The organism is Luteimonas terrae, assembly GCF_031457535.1.
Classification (GTDB): domain Bacteria; phylum Pseudomonadota; class Gammaproteobacteria; order Xanthomonadales; family Xanthomonadaceae; genus Luteimonas; species Luteimonas terrae_A.
This window is the reverse complement of the sequence record NZ_JAVDWO010000020.1, coordinates 1-13,730: the sequence shown is the minus strand read 5'-3', so window position 1 is coordinate 13,730 and position 13,730 is coordinate 1. Positions and strand designations below refer to the sequence as shown.

Annotated in this window: 6 protein-coding genes; 1 reads left to right on the top strand and 5 read right to left on the bottom strand. The window is 67.3% G+C overall.

Annotated elements, in window-relative coordinates; genetic code table 11:
- Positions 1-15 precede the first annotated feature (15 nt).
- A complete protein-coding gene (locus tag J2W68_RS17570; RefSeq protein ID WP_430539773.1) occupies positions 16-522 on the bottom strand; it encodes an Hsp20/alpha crystallin family protein in 507 nt (168 codons plus the stop codon).
- A 129-nt stretch (positions 523-651) separates the two neighbouring features.
- On the opposite strand from J2W68_RS17570, the gene J2W68_RS17565 reads away from it, so the two are divergent.
- Positions 652-1,131 (top strand): peroxiredoxin, encoded by a 480-nt coding sequence (locus J2W68_RS17565; RefSeq protein ID WP_310238595.1) that lies wholly within the window; start codon positions 652-654, stop codon positions 1,129-1,131.
- A 356-nt stretch (positions 1,132-1,487) separates the two neighbouring features.
- On the opposite strand, the gene pbpC is transcribed toward J2W68_RS17565, so the two are convergent.
- The 4 genes from pbpC to mtnA all read right to left on the bottom strand — a co-directional run bounded on the left by pbpC (position 1,488) and on the right by mtnA (position 13,234).
- Entirely contained in the window at positions 1,488-3,875 is a 2,388-nt protein-coding gene (gene pbpC / locus J2W68_RS17560) for a penicillin-binding protein 1C (protein ID WP_430539772.1), read from the bottom strand.
- Positions 3,876-3,980: 105 nt separating this feature from the next.
- A complete protein-coding gene (locus J2W68_RS17555) occupies positions 3,981-8,873 on the bottom strand; it encodes an alpha-2-macroglobulin family protein (RefSeq protein WP_430539775.1) in 4,893 nt (1,630 codons plus the stop codon).
- A gap of 343 nt (positions 8,874-9,216) precedes the next feature.
- Entirely contained in the window at positions 9,217-11,925 is a 2,709-nt protein-coding gene (gyrA, locus tag J2W68_RS17550; RefSeq protein ID WP_310238591.1) for a DNA gyrase subunit A, read from the bottom strand.
- 247 nt (positions 11,926-12,172) lie between these two features.
- Positions 12,173-13,234: an S-methyl-5-thioribose-1-phosphate isomerase gene (gene mtnA, locus J2W68_RS17545; RefSeq protein ID WP_310238589.1), complete on the bottom strand. Its 1,062-nt coding sequence runs from the start codon at positions 13,232-13,234 to the stop codon at positions 12,173-12,175.
- Positions 13,235-13,730 lie beyond the last annotated feature (496 nt).

Below are 13,730 nucleotides of genomic sequence, written 5' to 3'. Positions count from 1 at the left end.
TTGTGGCTGGCGACCTTACTGTCGGGTGCCCGACTCCAGCGCCGCGCCCACTTGAATGCGGCGCGGCGTGGTTTCCGGACGCTTGGGAATGCTGATCTCCAGCACGCCGTTGTGACCGGTGGCAGTCACGCCGTCCGCATCGGCGCTGTCGGGCAGTGTGAACCGGCGATGGAAGCGTCCGGTGCTGCGCTCGACCCGCGAGAAACGCACTTCGCCGGCCTCGCCGTCGGCTGCTTCACCGGCCAGCGGCTTTCGCTCGCCCTTGAGGCTGAGCACGCCCTTGTCCATCCAGACTTCGACTTCGGCCGGATCGATCCCCGGCAGGTCGGCCAGGATCACGAACCTGTCACGATCCTCCCGGATGTCGACGCGGGGCGTCCACTGGCTGGTGACAACCGAGGAGCTGTCCGTTGCATCGCCGTTGACGAAGTGGGTCAGCAGCTGGCGCATCTCGTCGTGCAGGCTGGCACGCTCGGGGCGGGCGGACTGGCGGACGAGGGGGCGCAAGGCTTCGTTACGCATATGAGTCACTCCATGGCAGGGGCGGCGCGAGGCCGCGATGGCCGGGATCTGGGCGCCCCGCGTCAACTTTCAAGCGGTCTGCAGGCACGACCGGATAGACTCCGTTCACCCTCACGCGCGAGCACGCCCATGGTCATCCAGATCGGCGACACCATTCCCGAAGTCACTCTCAAGCACATCCACGACGGCGTGCGCGTCGTCGACACGCCGACGCTGTTCACCGGCAAGCAGGTCGTGTTGTTTGCGGTGCCCGGCGCGTTCACGCCAACCTGCTCGGAGCATCATCTGCCCGGCTTCGTCGAACACTTTGCGGCGTTCCGCAAGCGCGGTATCGACGTGATCTGCATCGCCGTCAACGACCCCTTCGTTATGCAGGCCTGGGGCGAGAGCGTCGGCGTGCCGGAAGGCCTGCAGATGGTGTCCGACGGCAACGGCGACCTGGTCAAGGCGATGGGCCTGGAAATGGACGCCAGCGCCTACGGTATGGGCCTGCGCGCGAAGCGCTTCGCACTGTATGCGGACGATGGTGTGGTGAAGCAGCTGTTCGTCGAAGCGCCGGGCGAGTTCAAGGTGTCGTCGGCCGAGCATGTGTTGGCGCATCTGGACTGACGATTTGCGCTTTGAAGTTCGCGCTCGCTGAAGATCGAGTTTCCGGAAGTCGGATTGCAGCGCTGAAGTCGCTGGGCCCCGGCGTGCGCCGGGGCGACGGCAGTTGTCACGCGTCTCTTTCAACCGGGGCTACCGGCTCTTCACCGTCATCCGGGCGGCTGGTCATCCAGTGAAGGGAGCGAGGTCCTCCGGACGCGTCCAGCAACGTCTTCTGAAGCCCGGAATCGTTTTTCAGGATCATCCCCAGCGTCGCCCCAGCGCACGCTGTGGCCCATTTTGATCTGGCTAGCTCAGAGCCAAATGGATCACGTCCTCCGATGATGGGCGCTTCGAGCGAACACGCGCCAGATTGCCCCTCACTCCGCGACCCGGAACGCCACACTCCGCCACGCGCCATCATCCGCAAGCGCCGTCAGCGTATGCGCGCCCGGCATGTCGAACTCGTGCCGCAGCCATTGCGTGCCACGCGTCTCGCCGATCCAGCGTCCGTCGAGCAGCCACTGCACGCGCCCCTCGCTGCCGAGCGCGCGCAACTGCAGGCGCACGCCATGGGTACTGTTCGGTGGTCGCGCCAACAGCGTGCCGGGGGTCAGACCTTCGATGTGCAGCGCTTCCGACGCGTCACGTCCGTCGGGGACGCAGTCGGGTGCCAGCGCAGGCAGTCTGGACGCCTGGCGCGCGGTGGCCGGTAGCCATGGCGCAACCAGCGCTGGCCATCGGGCGACCTCGGCGCTGCGTCGCAGGTGCGGTGCGCTGCAGTCCGCCGACAGACGCAGCCCACTGCCCGCATCGACATCGAAGCGCACGATGCCTGCGCCCCAGCGGTTTGCATCCCGCTCCGCCAGCGTCGGCGGCACATTGCCGTCGAGCGTCCAAGCATCACGTCGGCGTTGGCAGAGCGCATCGGTCTGCATATCCGCAGCGGTGCCGAGCGGCCAGCAGATCTCGACTTCGCGCACGTTGCCCGGTGGCGGCGCGCGCACGGCATCGCTGCGGTCGCGCGGCAGGCTGTCGACGGTCTCGAACAGCAGCGGCAATGCGGTCACTGCGCCGTACTGGCCCGGCAGCGGCGTGCCATCGGGCCGCCCCACCCATACGCCGACCGTGTAGCGGTGTGTGCCGCCGATCGCCCAGGCATCGCGGTAGCCGTAGCTGGTGCCGGTCTTCCACGACACACGCGGACGCCCGCCGGTATCGAAGGTGTCGGCGCGCTCGCCCGGGCGCGGATTCGATTCGAGGATCTCGCGCACGATCCACGCTGCGCCCGGTGACATCAGACGTCGCTCGACCAGCGGCGCGTCCGGCGTCAGGCGCACGCGCGCCGCGATTCCCTCACGATGCAGCGCCGCATGCGCACCGACGAGCTGCTCCAGTGTCGCCCCGGTGCCGCCGAGAATCAGCGAGAGGTTCGGTGCCGCGCCGCGCGGGAAACGCAGCGTGACGCCCGCGTTCTCCAGCCTTGCCGCGAATCGTGCGGGGCCGACGCGGTCGAGCAGGTCGACGGCCGGCACGTTGAGCGACAGCCGCAACGCCTCGTCGGCCGCGATCGGCCCGTTGAACGCGGCATCGAAATTACCGGGGCGATACCCATCGAATGACTGAGGCGCATCGCTCAGCAGGCTGCCGGAATGGATCAGGCCGTCATCGAGCGCCATGCCATAGAGGAACGGCTTGAGCGTGGAACCCGGCGATCGCCACGCGCGGACCATGTCGACGTGCCCGAGACGCGCGCGATCGCCGAACGCGACCGAACCGACATAGGCCTGCGCCTCCAGCGTGCGGTTGTCGACCACCAGCAACGCGGCCGAGGTGCGCTCGGGCAGCTGCGAGAAGTAACTCGAGACGCGTTGTTCCAGCACGCGCTGCAGACCGATGTCGATCGTCGACACGATGCGCGCCTGCCGGGGCGCCGATTCGCGCAGACGCTGCGCGAGCAGCGCGGCGTGCATGGGCTGGCGCAGGCTGCGCGCGACGACCGCTTCCACCTTGGCATCGTGGACATCGGCGCGCGCCCACACGTCCAGCGTCGCCATGCGCTCGAGCACCTTGTCGCGCGCCGCGCGTGCGGCCTCGGGTTCGCGGTCCGGGCGCAGCCGGCTGGGCGCCTGCGGCAACACCGCGAGCAGCGCGGCTTCTGCATGCGAGAGCTCCGCGGCCGACTTGCCGAGATAGGCCCAGCTCGCCGCCTCGACGCCTTCGATCGTGCCGCCGAACGGCGCACGCGTCAGATACAACGCGAGGATCTCGTCCTTGGACAGATGCACTTCCAGCTGCACCGCGCGCAGCATCTGCACCAGCTTGCCGCCGACGGTACGTCCACGCGGCGTTGGATCGAGAATGCGCGCGACCTGCATCGTCAGCGTCGAACCGCCTGAGACGATGCGCCCGCCGCGCATCCACTGGCCGCCCGCCCGCGCGAGCGCCCAGGGATTGATGCCCGGGTGCCGGCGGAACCAGCGGTCTTCGTAGCCGAGCAGCGCCTGCAGATACAGCGGCGACACCGTGTCGGGCGAGGCCGGATGTCGCCACACGCCGTCGGCATCGGCGAACGCGCGCAGCGGCGTGCCGTCGCGCGCGACCACGACGACACTGGTGTCGGCACGTGTCGGCAGTTGCGGCGGGAATGCGAGGTCGAGTGCCAGCAGCGTCAGCAGCAGTGCGGCCGTGCCCCAGCGCAACCATGGCGCGACGCCGCGCCACACTTGCCCTGCCCGGTTGCGCCGTTTCGCACCTGCGTCAATCAAGGCGCTGGATTCCCGCCTACGCGGGAATGACGGCGGAGAGGACACGCATCTCCACCGTCAGGTGTCCGGGGAATCCAGCTCCGGTGCAGCTGTCGACTGCCCCACTCACGGCTGCACCACCGTGATCCGCGCCGGCACCGAGGTGCCCACGCCGCGCAACTGCGGCCGGTACATGTCCTCGACCAGCGGGGGCGGCGCGGTGTACGTGCCCGGGCTCACCGCACGTACGAGGTAGAACACGCGCGCGGTGCGGCCGCTGGCGAGCTTGAGCGCGGCGACGTAGCGGTCGTCGCGATACTCCTCGTGCTGCACCGTCGCCGCGCTGCCGCGTTCGGTGATCCGGATGCCGTCGACCACCACGTCCGCCCACTGCTTGGCATCGCCCAGGTTGAAGTTCTCGACCTCCAGGCCCGCCGGCAACAGATCCGTCAGCAAGGCATCGGGCGTGGCGCGATCAGCGACGACGGAAATCGCGACGATCAGCGCCTCGCCCTCCTTCAGCGGTCCCGGAGTCCATGGCTTGCCGTCGGTGCCGTAGAGCTTGCGCTCGACCTTGAGTACGCTGGCATCGGCAGCCGGCGCCTGCCGCGGCACGCCGGCGACGTCGATGCTGGCGTACAGCGGCGGCTCGCCCTGCGGAGTGAAGCGCACCCCCCGGCGCAGGCCGGCCTCGTCGTAGGCACGGCCGACGATCGTCGCGGGCGCCACGGCCTCGTCCACGTCGCCTTCGCGCAGGGTGCCGCCGACACGCTTGCGCTGGTCGGATGAGAGCGCGCGGCCGAGTCGCGCGAGCGCGATCTGCTCCTGCGTGCTGAGGTACATCCATCCGCGGTTGCGACGCACATCGACCTCGCGCCCGATATCGACCGCGCGCGCGTCGAACGCGGGCTTGGCGACGCCGCGCTCGTGGGTCAGCGCGATCATCAGCGAGGCGTCGCGCAATGGCGTGCCGTAGTCCCACAGATACCCAGGCCGGTCACCACTGAAATCGAACCCCGCCTGCACCGCCCGCTCGCCACGCGCCTTGTCGCCCTGCAGTGACAGTGCAAGGCCCAGATGCACCAGCGGCAGGCCGCTGAGCGTGCGGCCGCGGTCGTTGTCGTAGAGCGCGCGCAGCGTGCCCAGCGGTGCACGATTCACCCGGGCGAGCACGTAACCGGCATAGGCGCGGTAGGCGAAACGCAGGTGTTCGCGATGGTCCTGTCCGTAGAACTCGTTGCCGCCCGAGAGTAGATCCTCGCCGAGTCGCTCGAGCGATTTCTGCAGCACCGCCTCCGGCACCGCGAAGCCGGCATCGCGCGCATCGAGCAGGAACTCGACGATGTACGGCGTGAGCATCGGATTGACGTAGCCGTCGCTGCCCCACATCGAGAAGTGCCCGGTGCTGACCTGCATCGATGCGAGGCGTCCGAACGCGGCTTCGACGAACTGCCGGCGCTTGGCCGCATCCACGCCCTGGATGCCGAGCATCGACACCGTGGCATCGTCGAGCTGTAGTGCCGCATAGCCGCGACTCGTGGTCTGCTCGGCGCATCCGTAGGGATACGACAGCGCGCCGGTGATCGCGGCCGCGAACGGAATCGGCGGCAGCGCGCTGACGGTGAACCGCGCGTTGACCGAACCGGCCATCAGCCCGTCCATCAGCGTGGTGTCGAGCGTCACCGGCGTGGCGCCGTCCAGCACGCGGGTGCTCGAACGCAGCACCGCCGGCCAGGCTGCACGCACCGGCAAATCGTAGCTGCGGTCCACGCGCACGTCCGTGCCCGTTACACGCACGCGCACCTTGGCCACGGTGTAGCCTTCCTGCGCGGTCAGCGGGAAGCTCAACGTCGTTTTGCCCTCGGCTGCGAGGTCCACCTTGCGCCGGCCCTCACCGATCGCGAGCGGGCCGATGCCATCGACCTGCACGTCGAAACTGCCGGCGCGCCCGCTGAAATTGCTCAGATCCAGTGTCACGGTGCTGGTGTCGCCAGGTGCCATGACCCGCGGCATGCTCGCCTCGGCGACCAACGGCGCGCGCACGACGGTCTCGACATCGCGACTGCCGTAGCGGTCCGCGGACCACACCAGCGCGGACACCCGCAGCGTGCCGTTGAAATCCGGCAGCTGCAGCGGCACGCGGGCGTTGCCACGCGCATCGAGCTTCACCGGCCCCGCGAACAGATCCACCGTCTGCACGCGCGCGGTCGGCCGCCGCGCCTGCGGCAGCGCGGCCAACGGCGCATCGCCGCCGAAACGCAGGCGCGCGGTGCCACCTTCGAAACTCTCGATGACCCGGCCGTAGAGATCGAAGGCATCCACGCCGAACCGGCGCTGCGCGAAGAAGTGCGTCCACGCATCGGGCACCGGGAAGCGGGTGATGTTGAGGATGCCGACATCAACCGCCGATACCGTGACCCATGCGTCCTGCCCGGCCAGCTGCGGCGCGCTGACGGTGACCTGCATCGGGACTTCGGGGCGCGTGAGTTCCGGCGCCTTCAGGCCGACGGCGATGCGTCGTTCGCGACGTTCCATCGGCACATGCGCCACGCCGACCGCGCGCGCCGGCGTCACCGTACTGGTCGCGCTGCCGCCGCGGAACACCAGCGCGGTCACGTAGACGTCGTGGCGCTCCCAGTCCTCGGTGACCGGGATGTCGAAGGTGCTACCCGGCTTGGCGTCGATCTCGTGCAGGTAGAGCATGCGGTCGCTTTCGACCATCAGCAGGCCCTTGCCCGGATGCGGCGGCGTCACCGTCACGCGCATCGTGTCGCCGGCGCGATAGCCCGCCTTGTCGAGCGCGACCTTGACCTTGTCCGGGCGCGCGTCGAGGCCGCGGTTGCCGTCGTCCCAGCTCCAGCCGGCGCGGAACGGATAGCGCGAGATCAGTTTCGTCGCCGGGTCTTCTACATCGATGCGGTACTCGCCCCATTCCACCGGGAAATCGAAACGCGTGGCATCGCTGCCGGCATCGAGCGTGCGCGTCTCGACGGTCTCGAAGCGACGGGTGAACTCATAGCGCCAGCCGGCGTCGTCATTGCGCCAGTGGTAATCGCGATGTTCGCGGATCAACGACACCTTGAGCCCCGCCTGCGGCCGCGTCTTGCCATCGGCGCCCACCCGGGTCAGCTCGAAGCGCGCGTTGGTGTTGGGGTCGGCGCCATCGCCGGGTTCGAACAGCGGGCGCACGCCGACCAGCGCGTCGGCCGGCCACAGCACGCGCTTGAGCGTGCGGTTGACGCTGCGGCCACCGGTCTCGTACAGGCTGCCGGACACGATCGCGGCGATCGGCGTCGTGGGCCTCGCTTCTTCCGGCAACGGAATGTCCGTCGTCAGGCGACCCAGCACATCGAATGTGCCTTCAAAGACATCCTTGGCCTCGCGCGGCAGGTCGACAGTCGCATCGCCGAATACGAAACCGGGCAGGCCTTCGACCGGCGAGCGCTCCACGGCCAGCGCCAGGCGCGCGGTGAACCGGTTGCCGCTGGCCGGCGCGCCGTAGAGATAGGCGCCGGTCGCCTGCAGCTTCAGGGGCTCGCCCGGTCGCAATGTTGCCTGGGCATCGAGATCGAGCTTCATGCGCTCGGGCAGGAACTCCTCGATGCGCAGCGTCATGCCCTGTACCGCTTCGCGCGCGGCGGGATCGGTACGGAACTCGACACGCCAGCTGCCGGTGGGTGCGTCGACCGGAATCTCGCGCTCGAACCGGAAGTACCCGCTCTCGCCCGGCTCGACACGAGTTTCGAAGAAGGTCTTGCCATCGGGCTGGCGCAGGCGCGCGAACAGCGACTGCGAACGGCCGTCCTTCGCCGCGACTGGACGTCCGTCCTGGTCCCGCAGCAACGCCGACACGCGCACGGTTTCGCCGGGGCGATACAGATCGCGGCCGGACCACGCGAACACGTCGAACCAGGCCTGCTCGCGGCCGCTGACGGCGAATTCCGACAGATCCAGCGCGGGCTGGTTGAATGGCAGCAAGGACACATCGCTGCCGCGGCTGGCGACCAGCACATGGCCCGCATCCAGCGTGTAGTCGAGCATCGCATTGCCCTTGGCATCGGTGCTCGCGCGGTAGACCGTCGCGCCCTTGGCATCGAGCACCTTTAGCTCGGCGCTGCCGATTGGCGCGCCGTTGTGCAGCGACGCGGTATGCACGAACAGCTTTTCGCCATACGCGCGGGCATGCAGGCCGATGTCGCTGACCGTGAAGAACGCGGTCTCGTACTGGTCGGCGAACGCGCCGGCGCGCTTCATCACGGCAAAATACAGACCCGGCTGCTGCAGCTCGCGGATCTCCTGCAATGGCAAATAGGTCAGCACGCGCTCGTTGCGCGCGCCGTCGATGGCGAAACGGTTGACGTACACCGGCGTGGCCAGCTTCGACAGCGGCGTATTCTCGCCCCAGCGGTTCTCGAGTTCCCAGCTCCCGCGGCGGCCGCCGCGCTGGTACTGGGTGAGGAACGCGGGCAGCGATTCGTCATCGACGCGCAGGAACTCGACATCGACCTCGGCGACGTTGATCGACACGATCGGCAGGCCGCGCGATTCCTTCGCCGGCAATACGCTGCCCTGTGAGGCGAAACCCACCACCGGTTCCAGCTCGCCGGTGAAGACTTTGCGTTCGAGATCGGCGCCGAGCGTGTCGCCGCCAGCCGATGCGAGCTTGCCGGACAGGCGCACGGTGTAGTCGCGGTTCGCCTCGACATGCGGAAAGCGCAGAATCCTGGCGTCGTCATCGAGCGTCCAGCTGCCCTCGCGCGCAGCGCCGTCGGCGAAGGTCACCAGCGCATCGAAATCCTGCGTGCCGACCAGCGGCTCGGAGAACTCGAGCGCCAGCGCGAGTGCGCCTTCGCGCTGGTCGGGGAACGCGCGCACCAGACCGAAGCCTTCGATCGTTTCGCGATCGGTCTGGATCGCCTCACCGCTGATGCTGGGCGTCTGGCCGGCTGTCTCGCGTTTGCACGCCGCCAGCCCGCACACGAGGAGCAGGACCATCAGGCCTGCGAGCAAATGACACATGCGCAGCGATGCGCGCTCGGTTCCGAAGGACATCCGCTGTGCTCCGCTGGTTGTTGGTCGTGAGTATAGGCTCGTCGTGTGGCGTTCCGGCGGCGGGTGACCGGCGGTTTGCGTGGCGCGTTGGCGCGTGCATGCGTCAGGGTTTGGACGCATCGGAGTGGAACAGCGTGCTGTGGTTGTCTTCGACAATCGAGCCCGCAAGCCCTTGCCCTCCAACCGCCTCCAGAAGAAAGCGGCTCGGATGTTTGCACGGTCTTTCGCGTGCTCGCGACCGCAGGTAGAGAAGCATCCGCATACAAAAAAGGGCCGGCACTGCCGGCCCTTTTCGGTCAATCGAAACGCATCAGGCGTCAGGCGACGCGCTCGGTGCATCCGTCGTCGGCGTCTCGCCCGGCGGCAGTGCATCGATGTCGTCATCGCTGCTGTCGACGATCGAGCCGTCCACGCGCTCGATGCCCTGCAGGCGCTCGTCCTTGGACACGCGCATCAGGGTCACGCCCTGGGTGTTGCGGCCCACGCGCGCGATCTCCGAGGCGCGGGTACGCACGAGGGTGCCGCCGTTGGAGATCAGCAGCACTTCGTCGTGGTTACGCAGCAGCACCGCGCCGACCAGGGGCCCGTTGCGTTCGGTGGTCTGGATACCGATGACGCCCTGCGTGCCACGCCCCTTGCGCGGGTATTCCGACAATGGCGTGCGCTTGCCGTAGCCGTTCTCGGTCGCGGTGAGGATGTAGGGAATGTCATCCCCGGCGCCGATTTCGACCGCGACATCGCCGGCCGTCTCGACGCTGGCATCCTCGCCGTTCTCGTCAGACTCGTCCTCAAGACCACCCGCGGGCTCGGACACGATCAAACTCACCACCTGCTCGCCCTTCGTCAGGCGGATACCGCGCACGCCGCCCGCGGTACGGCCCATCGAACGCACGCGGTCCTCACCGAAGCGCACCGTCTTGCCGTTGGATGCGAACAGCAGCACGTCCTTGTCGCCATCGGTCAGCGCCACGCCGATCAGCGCATCGCCCTCGTCGAGACGGATCGCGATCTTGCCGCGCGCCAGGCGATAGGCGAACTCGGTGAGTGGCGTCTTCTTGACCGTGCCTGCGCGGGTGGCGAAGAACACGAACTGGTCGGCGGCGTATTCGCGCACCGGCACGACGGCCTGCACTTTCTCGTGGGCTTCCAGCGGAATCCAGTTGATGATCGGCCGGCCGCGCGCATTCGGGCCAGCATCGGGCAACTGGTGCACCGGCAGCCAGAACACGCGGCCGGCGCTGGTGAAGGTCAGCAGCGTGTCGTGCGTGTTGACCAGCCACAGCTGCTCGATGAAATCCTCGTCCTTCGTCGCGGCCGCGTTGCGGCCTCGGCCACCCCGCTTCTGTGCGCGATAGGCGCTGACCGGCTGGCGCTTGGCGTAGCCGGAGTGCGACAGCGTCACCACCACGTCCTCGGGCGCGATGAGATCGAGGATGTCGAGATCCTCCTCGCTGGCACGGATTTCGCTGCGACGCGCATCGCCGAATTCTTCCTTGACGTTGCGCAGTTCGGTGCGGATGACGTCCAGCAACACGTCCGGGTTTTCGAGGATTTCGATGAGGCCACGGATCGCCTCCAGCAGCACCTTGTATTCGTCGGTGAGGCGGTCCTGCTCGAGACCGGTCAGGCGATGCAGGCGCATCTCGAGGATCTGCTGCGCCTGGACATCGGTCAGCTGGTAGTGGCCGTCGATGAGGCCGACGCCATCGGGCAGGTCTTCCGGCCGCGAAGCCTCGGCACCGGCCGCGCCGAGCAGTGCGCCGACCAGGCCCGCTTCCCAGCGCCGGGCGAGCATCCGCTCCTTGGCGACCTGCGGATTCTCGGACGTCTTGATCAGCTCGATCATCTCGTCGATGTTCGCGAGCGCAACCGTCAGACCTTCAAGGATGTGCGCGCGGTTGCGCGCCTTGCGCAGTTCGAAGATCGTCCGGCGCGTGACCACTTCGCGGCGGTGACGGACGAAGGCTTCGAGGATCTGCTTGAGGTTCAGCAGCTGCGGGCGGCCGTCCACCAGCGCCACCATGTTGATGCCGAACACCGACTCCATCTGCGTCTGCGAATAGAGGTTGTTGAGCACCACGTCGGCCGAGTCACCGCGCTTGATCTCGATGTAGATGCGCATGCCGTCCTTGTCGGACTCGTCGCGCAGTTCGCTGATGCCTTCGAGCTTCTTTTCCTTCACCAGCTCGGCGATCTTCTCGATCAGCCGCGACTTGTTGACCTGGTACGGAATCTCGGTGACCGCGATCGCCTCGCGGCCGTTGTCAGCGACTTCGATCTCGGCGCGCGCACGCATGCGCACACGACCACGACCGGTGCGGTACGCCAGATGGATGCCACCGACGCCGTTGATGATGCCCGCGGTCGGGAAATCGGGCCCGGGGATGTACTCCATCAGCCCGTCGATATCAATTTCGGGATTGTCGATCAACGCAATCAGCGCATCGATGACCTCGCCCAGATTGTGCGGCGGGATGTTGGTCGCCATGCCGACCGCGATACCGGCCGAACCGTTGACCAGCAGGTTCGGGAACCGGGTCGGCATGACCGTCGGCTCGCTTTCCTTCTCGTCGTAGTTGAGCTGGAAATTGACCGTTTCCTTGTCGATGTCGGCCATCAGCTCGTGGCTGAGGCGCGCCATGCGGGACTCGGTGTAACGCATCGCCGCGGCGGAATCGCCGTCGACCGAACCGAAGTTGCCCTGGCCGTCGACCAGCATGTAGCGCAGCGAGAACGGCTGGGCCATGCGCACCAGGGTGTCGTACACCGACTGGTCGCCATGCGGGTGGTACTTACCGATGACGTCACCGACGATACGCGCCGACTTGAAGTACGCCTTGTTGCTGTGCGCGCCGAGCTCGTGCATCGCGAACAGCACGCGGCGATGAACCGGCTTGAGGCCATCGCGGACGTCGGGGAGTGCGCGCCCCACGATCACGCTCATCGCGTAATCGAGGTAGCTGCGGCGCATCTCGTCTTCGAGGTTGACGGGGATGATTTCTTTCGCGGAATCGACCATCTAGAGGGTTTGCATCCTGTCTACGCGGTCCGGATTTCCGGCGCTGGGCGCAAGGCACCAACGCGGCGCGTACCGGCCGCCGGCAACGCGATCAAAACGACAGGAAATCTTAGCACAAAAGCGACCCTCACAGGCCGCCTTTCCGACGCAAAAACAATCACTTAAGCGATCTGCGCCACCGTATTTCCGGCGAACACCGCGCAAACGACGCATCGCGCGCTTGCACGTGCCTAACGAGCTATCGGAATCAGCCTTGAAACAGCGCCCGCATCGATGCTGCCGTCGGCTGCTCGACGACGCCCTGCTCCGTCACGATCGCGTCGATCAACTCGCCTGGTGTCACGTCGAACACCGGGTTCCATGCCTGGATGCCTTCCGCCACGGTGCGTGTGCCGCCGATGCCGAACAGCTCGCCCGGATCGCGCTGCTCGATCTCAATCAGATCGCCCGATTCGGTATCCATGTCGACGGTCGACGACGGCGCGACGACCATGAATTTCACCCCGTGATGGCGTGCGGCGATCGCCAGCTGGTAGGTGCCGATCTTGTTGGCGGTATCGCCGTTCGCGCAGATGCGATCCGCGCCGACGACGATCCACTGCACTGCGCCGGTCTTCATCAGGTGCGCGGCCGCGGAATCGGCGATCAGCGTGGCGTCAATGCCGTCCTGCTGCAGCTCCCACACCGTCAGACGCGCACCCTGCAGCCACGGCCGCGTCTCGCCCGCGAACACCTTGCCGATGCGTCCTTGCGCCATGCCGGCGCGGATCACGCCCAGCGCGGTGCCGAAGCCTGCCGTCGCCAGCGAGCCGGTATTGCAGTGGGTCATGACGCCACTGCCGGGCGCGATCAGTTCCGCGCCGAGCGCGCCCATGTGACGGTTGGCGGCGAGATCCTCTTCGGCGATCGCCTGTGCCTCGCGCTCCAGTACCTCACGCCAGTCGGCGCCCGATGTCGCCAGCACACGCCGCATCCGCGCCAGCGCCCAGGCGAGATTCACCGCGGTCGGCCGCGCGGCATTGAGCCGCTGCAATGCCGGCTCGAGCTTCATCAGCGCTGCCGCGCCGTCATCGGCCTCGATCTCGCGCGCACCCAGCACCGCGCCCCATGCCGCCGCGATGCCGATCGCCGGCGCACCGCGCACAGTCAGCTCGTGGATCGCCAGCGCGACCTGGTCGCTGGTGGTGCAGGACACGTGCTCGACCACGAAAGGCAACTTGCGCTGGTCGAGCAGCTCGAGCGTGTCGCCGGTCCAGAGGATCGGGCGGATGTGGTCGTAGCGGTCGAAATCGAGGGGGGATGTGTTCATGGGGAGATTGTAAATCGGGGATGTTGGATTGCTGTTGTTGAGATTGGCGTGGCCTCCTGCACTTAAGGCTGCTTGCGCGCGATTCGCTGCTTTTACGCGCGCTCGTCAAAGAGGCTTACGGCCAGCTTGCAGAATCCGTGATTCCCACGGCTTTCAACAGACGTACGTCTGGTCAGGCGGGAATCCATCTTGATCTTGTTTTTGGTTTCAGACTCGGCTCTCGCTCCGCTTTGGCTTTGGCTTTGGCTTTGGCTTTGGCTTTGGCTTTGGCTTTCAGCTCTTGATCTGAAATCGAGCCGTAAAGCGAGCCGAGCACCGGAGCCTGGCGTGGCCGAAGAGCAGCCCATGTCTGAGCGCAGCGAGTTTGGGCTGCGTGCCACGTCAGGCGAGGAGCACAGGGCACCGATGCGGCTTCATCGCATCGGCTCGCGTCCGGCGAAGGGACCTTTTGGTTCCTTTTGGGTCCATCCAAAAGGGACTCGCACGCGCAGCGGGC